Here is a 20,457-nt window from a genome sequence, read left to right on the forward strand (position 1 = left end):
ACGTCCGACATTCGACCGAAGGCGAAGACGGGTTGTCCAACAACCGACAGCCCGACCTGTGACAACTTACGGTTGTGAAGAAAGATGAGCGGTCTTCCCCGTCATCACCATCTCCCCGCGTCACGCACCATGGCCGGCGCGCTGAGCCGCACCGGCGGATCGGATCCTCTCAAGGCCGTCGGCCCGCCGTGCGATCGCGGTTGCGGGATGCCGGCCCCGGCGCGCGGTCGGGTGTCAAGGCAGCGCGGCCAGAACGCGGGCACGGTGCTCGGCGGGGGTGCCCCAGGCCGAGCGCAGCGCCCGTACCTTGCGGATCCACAGGGACGGGTCGTACTCGTCGGTGTAGCCGATCGCGCCGTGCGCCTGCAGGGCGATCCGGGCGACGGCGTAGGCCGCGTCGGAGGCCGCGGCCTTGGCCGCCGACACGTCGCGCGGCAGGTGCGGTGAGCCGAACGACAGCGCGGCGCCGTAGACGAGCGGCCGGGCGAACTCCAGCCCGGTCAGGGCGTTCGCCAGCTGGTGCTTGACCGCCTGGAACTCCCCGATCGGACGGCCGAACTGCCGTCGCGTCCGCGCGTACTCCACCGTCGCGTCGAGCAACGCCCGTCCGAGGCCGAGCAGTTGCGCGGCGCAGGCCAGCGCGGCCAGGTCGTACGCCACCGCGGCGGACCGGCGCACGGCCGGTCCGGCCGCCAGGCGCTCGGCCGCGCGCACGGGGAACAGCCGGCGTGCGGGGTCCAGGGAGCGTACGGCGGGACCGTCGGGCGCCGCCGACCACAGGTCCGCGCCGTCCGTCATCAGGACCAGATCGGCGGCGTCCGCGTCGAGGGCGCGGCGGACCGGGCCCGGAGACACCAGCGAGACGACGGCCTCACCCTCGGCGATCCGCGGCAGCCATTCGGCGGCCGTGCCCGCGTCGCCGGTCCCGTCGAGGAGCGCGGCCGCCGCGAGCGTCTCGACGACGGGGCCGGGCACCGCGTGGCGGCCCAGCTCGTGCGCCGCGACGGCGAGTTCCACCGGGAGCGGCCCGGCGCCGCCATGGCGCTCGGGCACCGCGAGGGCGAACACCCCGGCCTCCGCGAGCGCGGACCACAGCGCACGGTCGTGGTCGCCGACCGCCCACCGGCGGATCAAGGCGGGCGTGCCGGCCTCGGTGAGGAGCTCGCGCAGGGTGTCGCCGAACAGGCGCTGCTCGGTGTCGAGGGCGAACCTCATCTCCTCGCCTCCTTGGGCAGGCCGAGGACGCGCTCGGCGATGACGTTGCGCTGGATCTCGTTGGTGCCTGCGTAGATCGGGCCGGCGAGGGAGAAGACGTAGCCCTCCAGCCAGTCCCCCTCCAGCTCCGCGTCCGGACCCAGGATCTCCAGCGCGGTCTCGTGCAGCTCGACGTCCAGCTCGGACCAGAAGACCTTGTTCACGCTGGCCTCGGCGCCGACGTCGTCGGCGCGGGAGATCGTCTCGAACGCCTTGAGCCGGTAGGCGCGCGCCTTGATCCAGGCGTCGGCGACGCGGTCGCGCAGCAGCGGGTCGGCGCCGTGCTCGCGCCACAGGGCCACGAGGCGGTCGGCGGCGGCGAGAAACCGGCCGGGGCTGCGGAGGGTGAGACCGCGCTCGTTGCCGGCCGTGCTCATCGCGACCTTCCAGCCCTGGCCGGGCGCGCCGATGACGTCGCGGTCGGGCACGAACACGTCGTCGAGGAACAGCTCGGCGAACGCGGGCTTGCCGTCGAGCCGCCCGATGGGCCGTACGGTCACGCCGCCGGCGTCGAGAGGGAACATCAGGTACGTCAGCCCGCGATGGCGTTCGGCCGCGGGGTCGGAGCGGAACAGCCCGAACGCGCGGTCGGCGAAGGCGGCGCGGGAGCTCCAGGTCTTCTGCCCGTTCAGCCGCCACCCGCCGTCGACGCGAGTGGCGGTCGCCCGCAGGGCGGCCAGGTCGCTGCCGGCGCCGGGCTCCGACCACGCCTGGGCCCAGATCACCTCGCCGGAGGCCATCGGCGGCAGGACGCGTTCCAGCTGGTCGTGGGTGCCGTGGGCGAACAGCGTCGGGGCGAGCAGGTTGATGCCGTTCTGGCTCACCCGTCCCGGCGCGCCGGCGGCGTAGTACTCCTCCTCGAGGACGAGCCACTCCAGCGGTGACGCGCCCCGGCCGCCGTACGCCTCCGGCCAGGACACCACGGACAGCCGGGCCGCGGCGAGCGTCCGCTCCCACTCCCGGTGGGCGGCGAAGCCCTCCTCGGTCTCCAGCGACGGCAGCGGCGTCGCGGGAACGTGGCGGCGCAGCCAGGCGCGCGCCTCGGCCCGGAAGGGCTCCACCGACGACAGGTCGAGATCCATGGCCGTCCGCCTCGATTCTTTCTAACAACCGTTTGGTAGAGTAACGCAGGTGAGCGAGACCGGCATTCCCTCCACCCGGGCGACGCCCGTCCCCGGTCACGGACTCCTGCGCGACCGCGTCGTGGTGGTGACGGCGGCGGCCGGCGCGGGCATCGGCGGGGCGACGGCCCGGCGCTGCCTGGAGGAGGGCGCGCGGGTGGTGATCAGCGACGCGCACGAGCGACGGCTCGACCGGTCGCTGACCGACCTGGAACGGGAGTTCGGCGCGGAGTCGGTGGCCGCGGTCCCGTGCGACGTGACCTCCGAGGACGACGTACGGGCGCTGTTCGCCGCGGCCGCCGAGCGCTTCGGCCGGATCGACGTCGCGGTCAACAACGCCGGCCTCGGCGGGACGGCCGATCTCGTGGAGATGACCGACGAGCAGTGGTCACGGGTGCTGGACGTCACCCTCGGCGGCACCATGCGCTGCACGCGGGCGGCCCTGCGGGTGATGCGCGAGCAGGGGCACGGCGTGATCGTGAACAACGCCTCGGTGATCGGCTGGCGGGCGCAGCGCGGGCAGTCGCACTACGCGGCGGCCAAGGCCGGGGTGATGGCGCTCACGCGCTGCGCCGCGCTGGAGGCGGCGGAGTACGGCGTGCGGATCAACGCGGTGGCGCCCAGCCTGGCCATGCACCCGCACCTGGTGAAGGTGACGAGCGAGGAGCTGCTGACGGAGCTGACGCGCCGGGAGGCGTACGGCCGGTACGCCGAGCCGTGGGAGGTGGCCAACGTTATCGTCTTCCTGGCCACCGACTACTCGTCGTACATGACGGGCGAGGTCGTCGCCGTCTCCAGCCAGCACCCCTGAGTCAGCTCCGAGGAAATCCCATGAGTCCACGACGGCGTGACGCCGAGGGCACCGCCGCCGCCCGAGCCGAGCGGCGGGCCGAACTGCTCGCCACCGCCGCGGAGGTCTTCGCCACCCGCGGATACGCCGCCACCACCGTGCGGGAGGTCGCGGACGCCGCCGGCATCCTCGGCGGCAGCCTCTACTACCACTTCGACTCCAAGGAGTCGATGGCCGATGAGATCCTCTCGACCTTCCTGAACGAGATGTGGGCGGCGTACGACCGCGTGCTCGCCGCGGACCTGGGGGCGCGCGACACGCTCACCGCCCTCGTCGCCGAGTCGTTCGGCTGCATCGACCGGCACCGGCCGGCGGTCGTGATGTACCAGAACGAGTCGCGGCATCTGGCGACCGGTCCGCGGTTCGCGTACCTGACCGAGTCGCGGCGGCGGTTCGAGGAGATGTGGATGACGCTGCTCGAGCGCGGCGTCCGGGAGGGCGCGTTCCGCGCCGACCTGGACATCGCCCTGGTCTACCGCTTCATCCGCGACACCGTGTGGGTGGCGGCGACCTGGTACCAGCCCGGCGGGCGGCTCACCGCCGCGCAGATCGCCGAGCAGTACCTCGCCATGGTCCTCGGGGGGATCCAGCACGAGTAGGAGACAGGCCGTGGGGCCGGACCGTGCCCCTCCGGCGACCCAGTAGGAGCAGGAGGCGTGTGATGGCGGAGGCGTACATCGTCGAGGCGGTCCGTACTCCCGTCGGCCGGCGGAACGGCGGCCTGGCCGAGGTGCATCCGGCGGATCTCGGCGCGCACGTGCTGACGGCGCTGGTCGAACGGTCCGGCGTCGACCCGGCGGCGGTCGAGGACGTGATCTTCGGATGCGTCGACACGGTGGGGCCGCAGGCCGGTGACATCGCCCGTACCTGCTGGCTGGCGGCGGGGCTGCCGGAGGAGGTCCCGGGCGTGACCGTCGACCGCCAGTGCGGTTCCTCGCAGCAGGCGGTGCACTTCGCCGCCCAGGCCGTGCTCAGCGGCACCTGCGACCTCGTCGTCGCGGGCGGCCTACAGAACATGTCGAAGATCCCGATCGCGTACGCGATGGTCGCGGGAGCGCAACTGGGGTTCGCCGGTCCGTTCGCGGGCTCGCGCGGCTGGGAGGCCCGCTACGGCGACCAGGAGGTCTCACAGTTCCGCGGCGCCGAGATGATCGCCGAGCGGTGGGACATCGGCCGGGCGGAGATGGAGGAGTTCGCGCTGGAGTCGCACCGGCGCGCGATCCGCGCCATCGACGAGGGCCGGTTCGGCCGGGAGATCGCCCCGTACGGCGACGTCACGGCCGACGAGGGTCCCCGCCGCGACACGTCACCGGAGAAGATGGCCGCGCTGAAACCCCTCGTCGAGGGCGGCCGGCTGACCGCCGCGCTGGCCTCGCAGATCTCCGACGGGTCCGCGGCGCTGCTCCTCGCCTCCGAACGCGCCGTACGCGACCACGGCCTGACCCCGCGCGCCCGCGTCCACCACCTGTCCGTACGCGGCGAGGATCCGATCCGTATGCTGTCCGCCCCCATCCCCGCCACCGCGTACGCGCTCAAGAAGGCCGGGATGACGATCGGCGACATCGCCGTCGTCGAGATCAACGAGGCGTTCGCGCCGGTCGTGCTGGCCTGGCTGAAGGAGACCGGTGCCGACCCGGCCGTGACCAACCCCAACGGGGGCGCGATCGCGCTCGGTCATCCGCTCGGCGCCACCGGTGCCCGGCTGATGACGTCGCTGCTGCACGAACTGGAGCGCACCGGCGGGCGGTACGGTCTGCAGACCATGTGCGAGGGCGGCGGCCAGGCCAACGTCACCATCATCGAACGCCTCTGAGCCGGGCCCGCCGCGCGAGCCGGGCCGGCGTCGCGGCCGTCCGGCATCCCGAGCAGGTCCATTAGTGTGGGCCGGTGGCACACCGGCAGAGCGCTCGAACGGTCGAGGCGAAGGTCGACTCGGGCACCGCGGAGCTGGTCCCCGATCCCTACCGCCCGCGCGCCCACGTCCTCATGCTGGACGGCGCGCCGCAGTCCCACGTGGACCTCGACGACCCCACCTATCTCGACTTCGAGTACGTACGGCGCCTCGGCCACGTCGTGGACCTCGCGGCCCCGGCGCGGCGGCCACTGCGGGTGCTGCACCTGGGCGGCGGCGCCCTGACCCTGCCGCGCTACGTCGCCGCGACCCGGCCGCGCTCGACCCAGCAGGTCGTCGAGATCGACGCGGCGCTCATCGAGTTCGTCCGCCGGGAACTGCCCCTGGAGCGGGGCCACCGGATCCGAATCCGGCACGGCGACGCGCGCGAGGTCCTGACGCGCGCTCCCGAGGACTCCTTCGACCTGGTGATCGGGGACGCGTACGCGGGAGCCCGGTCGCCCGCGCACCTGACCACCGTGGAGTTCGTCGCGGCCGTCGCCCGGGTCCTGCGCCCGGGCGGGTGGTACGCCGCCAACGTGGCCGACGGGGCGCCGCTGTCGTTCGCCCGGACACAGGTGGCGACGCTGCGGTCCGTGCTCCCGGAGGCCGCTCTCATCGCCGACCCCGCCGTGCTGCGCGGCCGCCGCTTCGGCAACCTGGTCCTCATCGCCGGGCGGATGCCGCCGCCCGTGGCGGAGCTCACCCGCAGCGCCGCCGGGGACCCCTTCCCGGGACGGGTCCTGGACGGGGAGGAGCTCGTCGGGTTCGCGGCCGGGGCGGTCCCGGCCACCGACGCGACCGCCCGCCCGTCACCGCCTCCGCCCAAGGGCGTCTTCGACCGGAGCTGACCGGCCCCGGCCCCGGCCCTGGGAGCGCGACGTAGCCGGCCGGAACGTCTCAGTCCTTGCGGCCGGTGACCGCGACGCCGAGGCCCAGGCCGATCATGGCGAGACCGCCGGCCCCGCCGACCAGCCGCAGCCGCCGGGGCGAGCGGCCGAACCAGGCCCGCGCCGTGCCGGCGATGACGCTCCAGACCGAGTCGGCGGCGAGCGCGACCAGGACGAAGATCAGGCCGAGCGTGAACATCTGGACGGGGACGTGCCCGCGTGCCGGATCGACGAACTGCGGCAGCACCGCGGCGAAGAACACCACCGACTTCGGATTGGTCACCCCGACCAGGAAACCGTCGAGGCACGCGCGCCACCCGCCGCGCGCGTCGGTGGCCGCGGCCGCCAGATCGGCGTGCGCGCCCCGGCGCATGAAGGCCCGTACGCCGAGAAAGACGAGGTAGGCGGCACCGGCCAGCTTCACCGTGGTGAAGATCAGCACGGACCGCTCCACCAGTGAGCCGATTCCCAGCGCCACCGCTCCGGCCATGACCAGGGCACCGAGCTCGTTACCGACGACGGAGACGAGCGCGGTGCGCCGCCCGTACGCCAGCGCGCGTCCGACGATGAACAGCACGCTGGGGCCGGGGATGACGATGATGTTACGCCCCGAGGTCCACGATCTTCTCCGGATCAGAGCGTGGGGGCGGCTCCGACGTAGTTCTCGGCGAGCGTCGTCGCGGCGGCCTTCGACGCGGCGACGTACTCCAGGTGGGACAGCTGGAGGCGATGCCCGAAGGCGTCCTGACGAGGGTCCTTGTGCAGCAGGGTCGTCATCCAGTACGAGAAGTGCTCGGCCCGCCACACCCGCCGGAGGCAGGTGTCGGAGTACGCGTCGAGCAGTTCGGTCGTGCCGGAGTCGTACCAGGCGCCCAGCGCCTCGGCGAGGACGATGACGTCGGAGATCGCGAGGTTCAGGCCCTTCGCGCCTGTGGGCGGGACGATGTGCGCGGCGTCTCCGGCGAGGAACAGGCGGTCGTGCCGCATCGGCTCCGCGACGAAACTGCGCATCGGCGTGATCGACTTCTCCAGGATCGGCCCGTCCCGCAGTTCCCAGCCGTCGTCGGTGGCGAACCGCGCCCGCAGCTCGGACCAGATCCGCTCGTCAGGCCACGCGGCGACGTCCTCCGCCGGGTCGACCTGGAGATAGAGCCTGCTGATCTTCGGGGACCGCAGGCTGTGCAGCGCGAATCCGCGCTCGCTGTACGCGTAGATCAACTCGTCCGTGGACGGCGGGACGTCGGCGAGGATGCCCAGCCACGCGAAGGGGTACTCGCGCTCGTGGATCCGGGTGTCCGGAACCGCCGGGCGGCAGACCCCGTGGAAGCCGTCACAGCCCGCGATGACGTCGCACTCCAGCGTCTCGACGCGACCGTCACGGCGGTAGGTCACCGACGGCGCGCTCGGGTCCACCGAGAGGACCTCGGTCTCGAAATGGAGCTCTCCCCCGGCGGCCAGCCGCGCGGCGATCAGGTCCTTGACGATCTCGGTCTGCGCGTAGATCGTCACCGTGCGCCCGCCCGTCAGCTCGGACAGCGGAATCCGGTGCCCGGCGCCGCCGAATCGAAGCTCGAGGCCGTGGTGGGTGAGGCCTTCGCGGTCGAGCCGCTCACCGACGCCGCTGCTGCGAAGGACGTCCACGGTGCCCTGCTCGAGCATCCCGGCCCGCTGGCGCCGCTCCACGTACGCACGGTCGCGGCTCTCCAGTACGACCGAATCGATGCCGCGCAGCCGCAGCAGGTGAGAGAGCAACAGTCCGGCCGGTCCGGCCCCGGCGATCGCCACTTGCGTGCGCATCGATCATCCTCTTCCGACGTCCTTCGACACGATCCTCGCGCCGGCGCCCCGGCCGTCACCCCCAGTCCTTCCACTCAGCGGAACCGCCGTGCGCGTTCACGTCCCGGGCCAGGGCGTTCGCCGCGGCGAGGACCGCCGGCACCAGGCGCCGCAGGTCCACGACGTTCCGGCGGGTGACGAGCGACAGCGCCGCGAAGACCGCACCGCCGGGATCACGGACCGGCGCGGCCACCGAGCACGTCCCGAGGGACATCTCCTCACGGGTCACGGCGTATCCGCAACGCCGGATCCCGGTGAGGCAGGCCCGCAGCCGGTCGGCGTCGGTGACGGTGTGCGCGGTGTACGGCGGCAGCCCCCGCGCGATGACCTTCTCCGCGAACTCCTCCTCGGCGAAGGCGAGCAGGACCTTCCCGACCCCGGTGGCGTGCAGCGGGAGTTCGGCCGCGACCCGGGTCACGATCGGCACCGACCGTGGCCCGCGCAATCGTTCGAGGTACAGCGCCTTGTCGCCGCTGAGCACCGCGAGCTGGACGTTCTCGTGGGTGGCGGCGTACAGCTCCTCCATGTGGGGCAGGGCGAGCTCGCGCAGGCTCCGCGCCGCCGAGGCCTGCGCGCCGATGCGCCACAGCCGCGTCCCGATGCGGTACGACCCGTCGGGCAGGCGCTCGAGGAAGCCGCCGTCGGTCAGCTCCCGGACGAGCCGGTGTCCCGTCGCGAGCGGCAGACCGGCTCGGGCGCAGATCTCGGTGAGGGTCAACCGGACACCGCCGGGCGCGAACGACTCGAGAATCGCCATCACCTTGCCCGCCACACTGGGCGGGCGCTGGACGCCCGTCATGGTCCCGCCTCCTCATCCGAGGCCTTCACGATAGGCAACGCCCCGCGTCCCGATGCCGGGTCGCGGGGCGCCGAGAACGCCGGTCAGCCGGCGTCGATCTTCAACGCCTCGAGGATCAGGTCGAGCTTCCTGTCCTGCTCGTCGAAGCGCTGGTCGATCTGCCCGAAGCGCTGGTCGATCTGCCCGAAGCGCTGGTCGATCTGCCCGAAGCGCTGGTCGATCTGCCCGAAGCGCTGGTCGACCTGCTCGAACCGCTGGTCGATCTGGCCGAACCGCTCGTCGTGCCCGGCGACCTGCTCGACGAGGACCGCGACCGCGCTGTCCAGGTGTTTCAGCCGCTCGCCGTGCTCCTGCTGGGTGGCCCAGACCCGCGTGACCGTGTCGGTGAGCGTCGCCAGCTGCCGGCCCTGCTCGTCGAGCTGACGTCCCTGTGTCTCGAGCTGAAGACCTTGTGCCTCGAGCTGACGGCCCTGTGAGGCCAGCTGACGGCCGTGCGTCTGCTGCGTCCGCTGGATGATCGTGAGCTGGTCGTAGATGGCGTTGACGTCGTTGTACAGCTGGTTGATCCGCCGCTCTGTGTCCGCCACGTCCATGACCCTACCTCCCGTGCCGAGCGTTCCCTGGGGGGATCGGGGAACTCGATCACGCACCCGCCGACGCGGAGCGTGAGCGACAGATTACGCTCTGGGTGAACACGATGCGAAATCGATCATTCACTCTGAGCGATCAGACCCTCCTCCACGAGCACCCGCTGGGCGACCGCGAAGGCGGCGTTGGCCGCCGGGACACCGCAATATACCGCGGTCTGGAGCAGAACTTCCTTGATCTCGTCGGTGGTGAGCCCGTTGCGGAGGGCGGCGCGCACATGCATCGCGAGTTCGTCCAGGTGGCCGCGGGCGACCAGCGCGGTGAGCGTGACACAGCTGCGCGTCCGGCGGTCCAGGCCGGGCCGGGTCCAGATCTCCCCCCACGCGTACCGCGTGATGAAGTCCTGGAAATCGGCGGCGAAGTCCGTCGTACGCGCCTGCGCGCGATCGACGTGCGCGTCGCCGAGGACCTCCCGGCGAACCCTCATCCCCTCGCTCATGCTGTCGTCCTCTCCAAGTGGCGTACCAACGCCTCGGTGACCGGCTCGGGGCATTCCAGGCCGGCCAGGTGGGCCCCGGGCACCACGACCAGCTCCGCACCGGGGATCCCCCCGGCGAGGACATCGGCGTGGTCCAGCGGAGTGGCCATGTCCTCCGCGCCCGCCACGACGAGGGTGGGAACGTTCACGTCGCCGAGCCGGTCCCGGACGTCGAAGCCGGCGAGCGCCTCGCAGCAGGCGGCGTAGCCCTCGGGGTCGATCCGCTGGAGCATGTCCCGCACGGCGGCCACGCCGGGGCCCGCGTAACCGGCGGTGAACCAGCGGCCCAGGAACATGTCGGTCAGCGGCTCCAGCCCTTCCGCCCGCACCCGCGCGGCGCGCTCGTGCCACGGACCCGCGTCCCCGAACCGAGCGGAGGTGCAGCACAGCGCCAGGCTCGTCAGCCGGTCCGGGTGGCGCAGCGCCAGGGTCGTGCCGATCGCCCCGCCCAGGGACACTCCGGCGTAGGCCGCGCGGCCGACGCCGAGTGCGTCGAGCAGGTCCACGACCGCGTCCGCGAAGTCCGCGACCGAACCGTGGATCGGGAGGGAGCCGTCGTGGCCGGGCAGGTCGAACCGGAGGGTCCGCCAGGAGGCGGTCAGCGCCGGAAGCTGCGGCCGCCACAGGTCGAGCGTCGTGCCGAGGGAGGGACCGAGGACCAGGACCGGCGCGTCCCCCGGACCGTCGAGACGATGGTTCAGCGCGCTCACCGCCGGTTCCTCCTCGCATAGGCGTCGAGGGCGCGGTCCACCAGTTCGGGCGCGCAGCCGATCACCGCGGCCAGGTCGACCCCGAAAGCCGCCCCGGACCCGCCCCGTTCGGGACCGGCGCCGGCGGCGTCCTCCGGTTCCGTACGCCCCTCGGCCCCTGCGTCCTTCTCGGAACCGGTTCCGGTGGTCCCGCCCCGCTCCGCGCGGTCGCCTTCCGGGAGCAGGTCGCCGAGCGGACGCCCCTCGCGCACCGCCCGCGCGACCGTCTCCTTGGCGGCCGCCCGGCCGTCTCGTTCGGCGAGCCGGCCGGCGACGTACTCCGCGAGGAGCTCCTCGCGGAGGTTCGCGCGCATGCGGTCCGGGAAGACCTCCAGGCCCGCGGTCAGTTCGGCCGCGGTCTCGGCGGCGCCGCCGACCAGGCGCAGGCAGTCACCGAACGGCTGCCACTCCGCGTGCCACTCCCCCGCCGGCCGGTCGAGGCCCGCGGCCTGGGCGGCGTACAGGATCTGGGCGTACGCGGGGACGCGCAGCGCGGCCGACCGGATCATCGTGGCGAGGACCGGGTTGCGCTTGTGCGGCATCGCCGAGGAACCGCCGCGTCCGGGGGCGGCCGGTTCGGCGACCTCACCGAACTCGGTCTGGGCGAGCAGCACGACATCGGTGGCGATCTTGCCGAGGGCGCCGGCGACGAGGGCGAGCGCGCCGCCGAGCTCGGCGACGGGCGTGCGCAGCGTGTGCCAGGGCAGTACCGGCTCGGCCAGGCCGGTCTCCTCGGCGAACAGCGGCAGCAGTTCGGTCGTCCCGAGCGCGGCCAGTGTCCCGGCGGCCCCGCCGAGCTGGGCCGGCAACCGCACCGCGGCGAGCCGGTCCCGAGCCTCCGCGACCGCGGCCAGCCAGCCCGCGGCCCGCAACCCGAACGTCGTGGGCACGGCCTGCTGTCCGAGCGTGCGCCCCGCCATCGGAGTGTCCCGATGCCGCCGGGCCAGCTCGGCGAGGGCGTCCGCCGTACGGCCGAGGTCCGCCAGGATCGTCTCGCGGACGCGCGACGCCACCAGCATGGCGGCGGTGTCCATGATGTCCTGGCTGGTCGCGCCCGCGTGGACCTGGTCGCCGGCGACCTCGCGCAGCGCGGCGACGAGGGGCACCACCGGGTTGCCCGCGCCGCGAGCCCGTACGGCCAGGTCGGCCGGGTCGATCCGGGCGCCGGCGACGGCGCGCGCCACGTCGCCGGGGATCAGTCCGAGCCGGGCCTGCGCGCGGGCCAGCGCCGCCTCCGCGTCGATCAGGGCGCGCACCCACGCCTCGGCGGACGTCGCCGCCTCGGCCGCGGTGCCGGCGGCGACCGGCGACAGCAGATCAGCCGAAGTACCGCTCAAAGAAGACCGTCTCCCGTTCTCCACTGAGGTGGACGTCGAAGCGGTAGGACCGCTCGCCCTCCCGCACCGCGACGAGCGTGTCACGCCGTTCCGCCGGCACCCCGGACAGCACCGGATCGGTGGTGTTGCCCGGTTCGCCGGGGAAGTACAGGCGGGTCGCGACCGGCTTGAGCAGGCCTCGGGCGAAGACCAGCACCGCGATGTGCGGGGCCGGGCCGCCGGGCTTGATCGTGGAGAACCGGTAGTTCCCGGCCGCGTCGGTCCCGCAGCGGCCGAACCCGGAGAAGTCCTTGCCGGCCCGCCGCAGCGCGCCGCCGCCCCGGGGAACGTTCCCGTCCGCGTCGGCCTGCCAGATCTCCACCAGCGCGTCCGGCAGCGGCTCGCCGGCGCCGTCCAGGACCCGGCCGCGGATCCGGATCGCGTCCGGACGCCACTCCGGGACGACGTACGGGCCGTCGGCGTACGGGAGGGCGTAGCCGAAGAACGGGCCGACCGTCTGCGAGGGGGTGGCCATCATGCCTCCATCGGGGTCGCGCCGAGGACGATGTCCCACTGATAGGCGAGGGCCCACTCCGGCACGGTGGTGTCGATGTCGAACCGGGAGATGAGACGTTCCCTGGCCTTCTCGTCGGGAATCGACTGGAAGATCGGGTCGTAGGCGAACAGCGGGTCTCCCGGGAAGTACATCTGCGTGACCAGCCGCTGGGTGAACGCCGTGCCGAACACCGAGAAGTGGATGTGCGCGGGCCGCCACGCGTTGTGGTGGTTCCCCCACGGATAGGCGCCCGGCTTGACGGTGACGAAGCGGTACCGGCCGTCGGCGTCGGTGAGGCAGCGGCCGGCGCCGGTGAAGTTCGGGTCCAGCGGCGCGGGATGCTGCTCGCGCAGGTGGACGTACCGCCCGGCGGCGTTCGCCTGCCAGATCTCGACCAGCGCGCCCGTCACCGGGCGTCCGCCGGAGTCCAGGACCCGTCCGGTGACGACGATCCGTTCGCCGAGCGGCTCACCGGAGTGCTGCCTGGTCAGGTCGTCGTCGAGCAGGCCCAGCTCCTCGTGGCCGAAGACGGGGCCGGCCAGCTCGATCGCGTCGGGCCCGTACTCGGGCATCACCAGCGGCCGGGACGGCGCCCGCAGCGGCGTGCTCCGGTACGGCGGGTAGAGGTAAGGCGGATTCGGGTCGGTCATCGGGTCACTCCGATCGGGGGTTCGGTGCGGTCGCGGATCTCCTGCTCGCTCACGCCGGGCGCGGTCTCGACCAGCGCCAGACCGTCGGGGGTGACGTCCAGGACCCCCAGGTCGGTGATGATCCGCTGGACGCACGCCACCCCGGTCAGCGGCAGCGAGCACTCCTGGACGATCTTCGGGCCGCCGTCCTTGGCGGTGTGCTCCATCACCACGATCACCCGCCGCGCGCCGTGAACGAGGTCCATCGCCCCGCCCATCCCCTTGATCATCTTCCCGGGGACCGCCCAGTTCGCCAGGTCACCGCGAGCCGACACCTGCATGGCGCCGAGCACCGCGACGTCGACGTGACCGCCGCGGATCATGCCGAACGACAGCGCCGAGTCGAAGAACGACGCCCCACGGCGGACGGTCACCGTCTCCTTGCCCGCGTTGATCAGGTCCGGGTCGATCTCGTCCTCGGCCGGGTACGGGCCGACGCCCAGCACGCCGTTCTCCGAGTGGATCACCACGTCGACGCCCGCGGGCAGGTGTCCGGGGATGAGCGTCGGCAGCCCGATCCCGAGGTTGACGTACATCCCGTCCGACAGCTCCGCCGCCGCCCGCGCGGCGATCTCATCCCTGTTCCAGCTCATTTCCCGCTCCGGCTCGATGGTCGCTGGGCCTTCTCGCTCGCCGCGGCGGCCTCGCTCACGGTGCGCTTCTCGATCGGCTTGTCCGCGGCCTGCTCCGGGGTCAGCGCGACCACGCGCCGGACGAAGATCCCCGGCAGGTGCACGTCGTCCGGATCGAGGAAGTCGACCAGCTCCTCGACCTCGGCGATCGCGGTCCGCGCCGCCATGGCGCACAGGGGGTTGAAGTTACGGGCGGCCTTGTCGAAGACCAGGTTGCCGTGCCGGTCCCCGCGCACGGCGCGGACGAGCGCGAAGTCGGTCCGGACGCTCTCCTCCAGGACGTACGACCGGCCGCCGAACTCGCGAACCTCCTTCGGCGGGGAGGCCACGACCACGTCGCCGTCCGGCCCGTAGCGCCACGGCAGGCCGCCCTCCGCGACGAGCGTGCCCACGCCCGCCGGGGTGTAGAACGCCGGGATGCCGCACCCGCCGGCGCGCAGCCGCTCCGAGAGCGTCCCCTGCGGTACGAGCTCGAGTTCGATCTCTCCGGACAGGTAACGACGGGCGAGTTCCTTGTTCTCCCCGACGTACGACCCCATCGCCCGGGTGATCCGGCCGGCGTCCAGCAACCGTCCCAGGCCGCGTCCGATGGTGCCGCAGTTGTTCGACACGATCGACAGCTCCGAGCTGCCCCGTTCGTACAGCGCGTCGATCAGTGTGAACGGGACGCCGCACAGCCCGAACCCGCCGACCGCGATCGACGCGCCGTCGCCGATGTCCGCCACCGCCTCCGCCGCCGAGGGAAGCACCTTGTCCATGCCTTCACCCTGCCAACCCGCGCCGTTTCCGCCGCCGCCACCTTCCGCTGAGCGGAAACCCCCAGGTTCCGCGGGCCGGCGCGTGCCGCGCTCCGCCCCGGACGGGCGTGTGCCGTCCGCCGCGCGCGAACATCGCGCACCGCGGCGATCGGGGTGATCATGATCGAGGACATGCGACTTCTGGTGATCGGTGGATCCGTCTTCCTCGGCCGTGCCTTCGTGACACGGGCGCTGCGGCAGGGACACCGGGTCACGACCTTCAATCGTGGGCGGAGCGGCACGGACGTGCCCGGAGCGGAGGTGATCCGCGGCGATCGGGAGAACGCCGCGGACCTGCGTCGGCTCGTCGAGGGCCGCCGCTGGGACGCGGTCATCGACACCTGCGGGTACGTGCCGCGGGTCGTCGGCCGGTCGGCGCGCGCGCTGTCGGGACACGCGGACACCTACCTGTTCGTCTCGTCCGTCCACGCCTACGCCGACTGGCCGGCACACCGGGTCGACGAGAGTTCCGCGCTCCTGCCGTGCCCGCCGGACGCCGGGCCGGACGCCGACGTCCCGTACAACGCCTTCAAAGCCGGGTGCGAACGCGCCGTCGAGTCCGGATTCGACGGCCGGGCCCTGATCCTGAACCCGGGCCTGATCATCGGGCCGGGGGAACAGGTGCCGCGGCTGACGTGGTGGCTGACCCGGATCGCCACCGGCGGGCCGGTCCTCGCGCCCGGCGACCCCGGCCGCGCCATGCAGCTGATCGACGCACGGGACATCGCCGAATTCGGCCTGGCCCGGCTGGCGGCCGGGGCGGCCGGCCGGTCCCTGGTGAGCGGGGTACCGGGCAACACCACCTTCGGCGCGCTCCTGGACGAGTGCGTCCGCGTCACCGGGTCGGACGCCGTGCCGACCTGGGTCGACGACACGTTCCTCCTCGAACGCGATGTGGCCGCGTGGACGGAACTGCCGATGTGGACTCCGGACGGTCCCGAGGACGCGGGCGTCTGGCTGCCGTCCTCGGCGAAGGCTCTCGAGGAGGGGCTGCGCTGCCGCCCGGTCGCCGACACCGTCCGCGACATGTGGTCCTGGATCCGCGAGGAGAACATCACCGCGGATCGGGCCACGGAGGGCGGCCAGGGCATCGCCCCCGACAAGGAGCGCCGCATCCTCGCCGCCTGGGCGGCGGCGCATGGGAACGACACAGCTGATTGATAACGTCGAGGCGGAAGTGAGGAGGAGCGGCTGATGCAGCTGGCCGATGGTGTGGGCGCCGTCATCTCCGACCGGTCGGGCGGGACGAGCGCCGCGCCGTACGACTCGCGCAACCTCGGGGGCGGCGTCGGAGACGATCCGGCCGCGGTCCGGGAGAACCGCGCCAAGACGGCGGCCGAGCTCGGTGTCGAGCGGACCGTCTACATGCGCCAGGTGCACAGCGCCGACGTCCGGTACGTCACCGGGCCGTTCGGCGACGATCCGCCGGCCCTCGACGGCGTCTACACGGACGAGACGGGCCTGGCGCTGGCGGTGCTCGTCGCCGACTGCGCGCCGGTGCTGGTCGCCGACCCGGTCGCGCGGCTGGTGGGCGGCGCCCACGCGGGCCGCGCGGGCACGGCCGCCGGGGTCGTGCCCGCGCTGGTCGAGGCGATGGCGGGGCGCGGCGCCGACCCGGCCCGGATGGTCGCGCTGATCGGCCCGAACGCCTGCGGTTCGTGTTACGAGGTGTCCGCCGAGCTGCGGGACGAGGTGGCGGCCGTGCTGCCCGCCGCCTGGTCGACGACCCGTCAGGGGACGCCCGCGCTGGACGTCAGGGCGGGGATCACCGCCCAGCTCACCGCCGCCGGTGTGACCGACGTACGGCACGACGCGCGCTGCACCATCGAGAGCCCCGAGCTGTACTCCTACCGCCGCGAGGGCCGTACCGGCCGGTTCGCGGCCTTCATCTGGCTGGAGTGAGGAGATCCGGCACCGGTCGTCGTCCTGGAACAGATCACGACGAACCGGTGTTGGAAGGGTGGCCCCGGTCCGCCGGCCTGAGGGCGGCGGAAATCGGGTGGCGCGATGTCCGCCGATCGGGCACGGTGGACGCCGGAGGCTGGACTTGTCCGGCTGCCTGCCTATCCTTCCGGTTGCGATGGGATCTTCGATTACCGACCTGCAGACCCGCCTGCCCGAGCTGATGCTGCGCGACCGGCATCGGCTACGTCGTCGTCTCGACGGACTGCGCAAGGTGCGCGCCGCCGAGGCCCGGGACAAGATCCTCGCGGAGGTCACCGCGGAGGTGGAGGCCGCGGAGCGCCGCGTCGCGCGCCGCCGGGCCTCGATCCCGGCGGTCACCTATCCCGAGGCGCTGCCGGTCAGCCAGAAGAAGGACGAGATCCTCAAGGCCGTCGCGGACCACCAGGTCGTGATCGTCGCCGGTGAGACCGGGTCCGGCAAGACCACCCAGTTGCCCAAGATCTGCCTGGAGCTCGGCCGGGGCGTCAAGGGGCTGATCGGGCACACCCAGCCGCGCCGGCTGGCGGCGCGGACGGTCGCCGACCGGATCGCGGAGGAGCTGGACACCGAGCTGGGCGAGACCGTCGGTTACCAGGTGCGCTTCGCCGACCACTCCGGTGAGGACACGCTGGTCAAGCTCATGACCGACGGCATCCTGCTGGCGGAGATGTCCCGCGACCGGATGCTGCGCCGCTACGACACGCTGATCATCGACGAGGCGCACGAGCGCAGCCTGAACATCGACTTCATCCTGGGCTACCTCAAGCGCCTGCTGCCCAAGCGCCCCGACCTCAAGGTGATCATCACCTCGGCGACGATCGACCCCGAGCGGTTCTCCAAGCACTTCGACGACGCGCCGATCATCGAGGTGTCCGGCCGCACCTACCCGGTGGAGGTGCGCTACCGGCCGGTCGAGGAGGACGACGACCAGGTCCAGGCGATCCTGGAGGCGGTGGACGAGCTCGCCTTGGAACAGCCGGGCGACGTCCTGGTGTTCCTGTCCGGCGAGCGGGAGATCCGCGACACCGCCGACGCCCTGGAGAAGCGCAAACTCAAGAACACCGAGGTGCTGCCGCTGTTCGCCCGGCTGTCGACGGCCGAGCAGCACCGGGTCTTCCAGGCGCACCGCGGCCGGCGCATCGTCCTGGCCACCAACGTCGCCGAGACGTCGCTGACCGTGCCGGGCATCAAGTACGTCATCGACCCGGGCGCCGCCCGCATCTCGCGCTACAGCCACCGTACAAAGGTCCAGCGACTGCCGATCGAGCCGGTCTCGCAGGCGTCGGCCAACCAGCGCAAGGGCCGCTGCGGCCGCGTCTCCGAGGGCATCTGCATCCGGCTGTACTCCGAGGAGGACTTCCTCGCCCGCCCGGAGTTCACCGACGCCGAGATCCTGCGCACCAACCTCGCCTCGGTCATCCTGCAGATGACGGATCTGGGCCTGGGCGACATCCTCGACTTCCCCTTCATCGACCCGCCGGACCGCCGCAACGTCAAGGACGGCGTGAACCTCCTGCAGGAGCTCGGCGCGCTCGACGGGGAGCGGCTGACGTCGCTGGGCCGCAAGCTCGCGCAGCTGCCCGTCGACCCGCGGCTGGCCCGCATGGTGCTGGAGGCCGACCGGAACGGCTGCGTGCACGAGGTCATGGTCATCGCCGCCGCGCTGTCGATCCAGGACCCGCGCGAGCGCCCGGCGGACAAGCGGGCCGCCGCCGACCAGCAGCACGCCCGGTTCGCCGACAAGGAGTCGGACTTCCTGGCCTACCTCAACCTCTGGAACTACCTACGGGAGCGGCAGAAGGAGCTGTCGGGCAACCAGTTCCGCAGGCTGTGCAAGCAGGAGTACCTCCACTACCTGCGCATCCGCGAGTGGCAGGACATCTACGGTCAGCTGCGGCAGGTCGGCAAGGACCTCGGCGTCACGCTGAACACCACCCCCGCCGACCCGCAACGCGTCCACGTGTCGCTGCTGGCGGGCCTGCTGTCGCACATCGGCCTGCTCGACACCGAGAAGAAGACCAGCGGCAAGGACGACGCCCGGCGCGGCCCGCGCGAGTACCTCGGCGCCCGGGGCGCCCGGTTCGCCGTCTTCCCGGGCTCCGCGCTCGCCAAGCGGCCGCCGCGCTGGGTGATGGCGGCGGAGCTCGTCGAGACGTCCCGGCTGTGGGCGCGCATGGCCGCCAAGATCGAGCCCGAGTGGGTCGAGCCGCTCGCCGACCACCTGGTCAAGCGCACCTACAGCGAGCCGCACTGGGAGAAGAACCAGGGCGCCGTGATGGCGTACGAGAAGGTCACGCTGTACGGCGTGCCGATCGTCGCGCAGCGCAAGGTGAACTACGCCAGGATCGACCCGGAGCTGTGCCGGGAGCTGTTCATCCGCCACGCGCTCGTGGAGGGCGACTGGGACTCCCACCACCGGTTCCTGCGCGACAACCGGCGGCTGCTCGAGCAGGCCGAGGAGCTGGAGAACAGAGCGCGGCGCCGCGACATCGTCGTCGACGACGAGACCCTCTTCGCGTTCTACGACGAGCGCGTCCCCGCCGACGTCGTCTCCGCACGCCACTTCGACGCCTGGTGGAAGAAGGCGCAGCACGACGACCCGCAGCGCCTCACCTTCTCGACCTCCATGCTGGTCAACGACGCCGCCGGGGAGGTCAGCCAGGCCGACTACCCGGACGCCTGGCAGGCGGACGGGCACCGGTTCCCGCTGTCGTACCAGTTCGAGCCGGGCACGGACGCCGACGGCGTCACCGTGCACATCCCGCTGCCGGTGCTGAACCAGGTCGGCGGCGAGGAGTTCGACTGGCAGATCCCGGGCCTGCGGCAGGACCTCGTGACCGAGCTGATCCGGTCGCTGCCCAAGCAGCTGCGCGTCAACTTCGTCCCCGCGCCGAACGTCGCCCGCGAGGTCCTGGCGCGCATGTCCCCCGGCTCGGGACCGCTGCTCGACGCCCTGGAGCGCGAGCTTCGCGCGATGACCGGCGTCACGGTCCCTCGCGAGGCCTGGGACCTGTCCCGCGTCCCCGACCACCTGAAGATCACCTATCGGGTGACCGACCGCCGCCGGACCCTCGCCGAGGGCAAGGACCTCGCCGCGCTGAAGCGCCGCCTGGCGCCGAAGGTGTCCGCGACGCTGTCGAAGGCCGCCGACGACATCGAGCGGAAGGGCCTGCGCACCTGGGACATCGGCGCGCTCTCGCGGGTGTACGAGCAGGGCCGCGTCAAGGCGTACCCGGCGCTCACCGACGAGGGCGACAGCGTGGCCGTGCGCACCTACGCCACCGAGGCCGAGCAGGCGCGGGCCATGTGGCGCGGCACCCGGCGGCTCGTCCTGCTGAACAGCCCGTCCCCGCTGAAATACCTGCAGAGCAGGCTGGACAACCAGGCCAAGCTGGTGCTCAGCCACAATCCGCACGGCGGCGTCCCGGCGCTCCTCGACGACTGCGTCGCCTGCGCGGCCGACCACCTGATCACCGAGGGCGGCGGGCCCGCCTGGGACGAGGCCGGCTTCCGGCGCCTCACCGATCACGTCCGCGCCGACCTCGCCGACACCGCCGCCGACGTCCTCGCCCACGTACAGCGCGTCCTGGCGGCGGCCCACCAGATCGACCGCAGGCTGAAGAGCACGAACAGCCCCACGCTGATCCCCGCGCTGACCGACATCCGCGCGCAGCTGTCCCGGCTGATCTATCCCGGCTTCGTCACCACCACCGGCCGCCGGCGGCTGCCCGACCTCCTGCGCTACCTGCGGGCGGTCGAACGCCGGCTCGACAGGCTTTCCGACGACCCGTACGGCGACCGCCAGCGCATGCAGCGGATCCAGCAGGTCGAGGCCGCCTACATCCGGGCCCGCGACGCCCGGCCCGGCAACGCGGACATCCGGCAGGTCCGCTGGATGATCGAGGAGCTGCGGGTCAGCTTCTTCGCCCAGCAGCTCGGCACCGCGTACCCCGTCTCGGAGAAACGCATCCTCAAGGCCCTCGACCAGGCCACCGCGCCTTAGAGCT

The 20,457-nt window shown here is 72.7% G+C and carries 20 protein-coding genes; 7 read left to right on the forward strand and 13 right to left on the reverse strand.

Annotated elements, in window-relative coordinates; translation table 11 throughout:
- Positions 1 to 234: 234 nt before the first annotated feature.
- Together ABD978_RS35610 and ABD978_RS35615 are read right to left on the reverse strand one after the other, a co-directional pair.
- Positions 235 to 1,215: an acyl-CoA dehydrogenase family protein gene (locus ABD978_RS35610; protein WP_345364529.1), complete on the reverse strand. Its 981-nt coding sequence runs from the start codon at positions 1,213 to 1,215 to the stop codon at positions 235 to 237.
- Positions 1,212 to 2,336, reverse strand: a complete 1,125-nt coding sequence (locus ABD978_RS35615; RefSeq protein ID WP_345364531.1) for an acyl-CoA dehydrogenase family protein — start codon at positions 2,334 to 2,336, stop codon at positions 1,212 to 1,214. The genes ABD978_RS35610 and ABD978_RS35615 overlap by 4 nt, the downstream gene beginning before the upstream one ends.
- 49 nt (positions 2,337 to 2,385) lie before the next feature.
- Between ABD978_RS35615 and ABD978_RS35620 the strand changes: the two genes are divergently transcribed.
- The 4 genes from ABD978_RS35620 (at position 2,386) to ABD978_RS35635 (ending at position 5,967) form a co-directional block, all read left to right on the forward strand.
- The gene (locus tag ABD978_RS35620) at positions 2,386 to 3,186 is read left to right on the forward strand and encodes an SDR family oxidoreductase (RefSeq protein WP_345364533.1); all 801 of its coding nucleotides are present in this window, start codon (positions 2,386 to 2,388) and stop codon (positions 3,184 to 3,186) included.
- Positions 3,187 to 3,206: 20 nt separating this feature from the next.
- Positions 3,207 to 3,824 carry a TetR/AcrR family transcriptional regulator gene (locus tag ABD978_RS35625; RefSeq protein ID WP_345364535.1) on the forward strand — a complete coding sequence of 206 codons (618 nt, stop codon included), beginning with the start codon at positions 3,207 to 3,209 and terminating at the stop codon, positions 3,822 to 3,824.
- Between the two features lie 62 nt (positions 3,825 to 3,886).
- Positions 3,887 to 5,038: an acetyl-CoA C-acetyltransferase gene (locus tag ABD978_RS35630; protein ID WP_345364537.1), complete on the forward strand. Its 1,152-nt coding sequence runs from the start codon at positions 3,887 to 3,889 to the stop codon at positions 5,036 to 5,038.
- Positions 5,039 to 5,112: 74 nt separating this feature from the next.
- Complete coding sequence (locus ABD978_RS35635) at positions 5,113 to 5,967, forward strand: spermidine synthase (protein ID WP_345364539.1); 855 nt, start codon at positions 5,113 to 5,115, stop codon at positions 5,965 to 5,967.
- Between the two features lie 49 nt (positions 5,968 to 6,016).
- On the opposite strand, the gene ABD978_RS35640 is transcribed toward ABD978_RS35635, so the two are convergent.
- The 11 genes from ABD978_RS35640 to ABD978_RS35690 all read right to left on the reverse strand — a co-directional run bounded on the left by ABD978_RS35640 (position 6,017) and on the right by ABD978_RS35690 (position 14,467).
- The gene (locus ABD978_RS35640; RefSeq protein ID WP_345364811.1) at positions 6,017 to 6,643 is read right to left on the reverse strand and encodes a LysE family translocator; all 627 of its coding nucleotides are present in this window, start codon (positions 6,641 to 6,643) and stop codon (positions 6,017 to 6,019) included.
- Entirely contained in the window at positions 6,640 to 7,803 is a 1,164-nt protein-coding gene (locus tag ABD978_RS35645) for a 4-hydroxybenzoate 3-monooxygenase (RefSeq protein WP_345364541.1), read from the reverse strand. The genes ABD978_RS35640 and ABD978_RS35645 overlap by 4 nt, the downstream gene beginning before the upstream one ends.
- A 55-nt stretch (positions 7,804 to 7,858) precedes the next feature.
- A complete protein-coding gene (locus tag ABD978_RS35650) occupies positions 7,859 to 8,641 on the reverse strand; it encodes an IclR family transcriptional regulator (protein WP_345364543.1) in 783 nt (260 codons plus the stop codon).
- Positions 8,642 to 8,724: 83 nt separating this feature from the next.
- Positions 8,725 to 9,228, reverse strand: a complete 504-nt coding sequence (locus ABD978_RS35655) for a hypothetical protein (RefSeq protein WP_345364545.1) — start codon at positions 9,226 to 9,228, stop codon at positions 8,725 to 8,727.
- Between the two features lie 122 nt (positions 9,229 to 9,350).
- The gene (gene pcaC / locus ABD978_RS35660) at positions 9,351 to 9,728 is read right to left on the reverse strand and encodes a 4-carboxymuconolactone decarboxylase (protein ID WP_345364547.1); all 378 of its coding nucleotides are present in this window, start codon (positions 9,726 to 9,728) and stop codon (positions 9,351 to 9,353) included.
- Positions 9,725 to 10,477, reverse strand: coding sequence for a 3-oxoadipate enol-lactonase (gene pcaD, locus ABD978_RS35665; RefSeq protein WP_345364548.1), 753 nt, complete (start codon positions 10,475 to 10,477; stop codon positions 9,725 to 9,727). Before pcaD ends, pcaC begins: the two co-directional genes overlap by 4 nt.
- Entirely contained in the window at positions 10,474 to 11,853 is a 1,380-nt protein-coding gene (pcaB, locus tag ABD978_RS35670; RefSeq protein ID WP_345364550.1) for a 3-carboxy-cis,cis-muconate cycloisomerase, read from the reverse strand. The genes pcaD and pcaB overlap by 4 nt, the downstream gene beginning before the upstream one ends.
- On the reverse strand, positions 11,834 to 12,367 hold the full coding sequence (gene pcaG / locus ABD978_RS35675; RefSeq protein ID WP_345364552.1) for a protocatechuate 3,4-dioxygenase subunit alpha: 534 nt from the start codon (positions 12,365 to 12,367) through the stop codon (positions 11,834 to 11,836). The genes pcaB and pcaG overlap by 20 nt, the downstream gene beginning before the upstream one ends.
- The gene (pcaH, locus tag ABD978_RS35680; RefSeq protein WP_345364554.1) at positions 12,367 to 13,038 is read right to left on the reverse strand and encodes a protocatechuate 3,4-dioxygenase subunit beta; all 672 of its coding nucleotides are present in this window, start codon (positions 13,036 to 13,038) and stop codon (positions 12,367 to 12,369) included. The genes pcaG and pcaH overlap by 1 nt, the downstream gene beginning before the upstream one ends.
- A complete protein-coding gene (locus tag ABD978_RS35685) occupies positions 13,035 to 13,670 on the reverse strand; it encodes a CoA transferase subunit B (RefSeq protein WP_345364556.1) in 636 nt (211 codons plus the stop codon). The genes pcaH and ABD978_RS35685 overlap by 4 nt, the downstream gene beginning before the upstream one ends.
- Positions 13,667 to 14,467, reverse strand: coding sequence for a CoA transferase subunit A (locus ABD978_RS35690; protein WP_345364558.1), 801 nt, complete (start codon positions 14,465 to 14,467; stop codon positions 13,667 to 13,669). Before ABD978_RS35690 ends, ABD978_RS35685 begins: the two co-directional genes overlap by 4 nt.
- Before the next feature lie 171 nt (positions 14,468 to 14,638).
- Between ABD978_RS35690 and ABD978_RS35695 the strand changes: the two genes are divergently transcribed.
- The 3 genes from ABD978_RS35695 to hrpA all read left to right on the forward strand — a co-directional run bounded on the left by ABD978_RS35695 (position 14,639) and on the right by hrpA (position 20,453).
- Complete coding sequence (locus tag ABD978_RS35695; RefSeq protein WP_345364560.1) at positions 14,639 to 15,667, forward strand: NAD-dependent epimerase/dehydratase family protein; 1,029 nt, start codon at positions 14,639 to 14,641, stop codon at positions 15,665 to 15,667.
- A 33-nt stretch (positions 15,668 to 15,700) separates the two neighbouring features.
- The gene (gene pgeF / locus ABD978_RS35700) at positions 15,701 to 16,408 is read left to right on the forward strand and encodes a peptidoglycan editing factor PgeF (RefSeq protein ID WP_345364563.1); all 708 of its coding nucleotides are present in this window, start codon (positions 15,701 to 15,703) and stop codon (positions 16,406 to 16,408) included.
- A gap of 178 nt (positions 16,409 to 16,586) precedes the next feature.
- The gene (hrpA, locus tag ABD978_RS35705) at positions 16,587 to 20,453 is read left to right on the forward strand and encodes an ATP-dependent RNA helicase HrpA (RefSeq protein ID WP_345364565.1); all 3,867 of its coding nucleotides are present in this window, start codon (positions 16,587 to 16,589) and stop codon (positions 20,451 to 20,453) included.
- The last annotated feature ends 4 nt before the right edge of the window (positions 20,454 to 20,457 follow it).

The sequence above is a fragment of the Actinoallomurus liliacearum genome, from assembly GCF_039542035.1.
In the GTDB taxonomy this organism is placed as follows: Bacteria; Actinomycetota; Actinomycetes; order Streptosporangiales; family Streptosporangiaceae; genus Actinoallomurus; species Actinoallomurus liliacearum.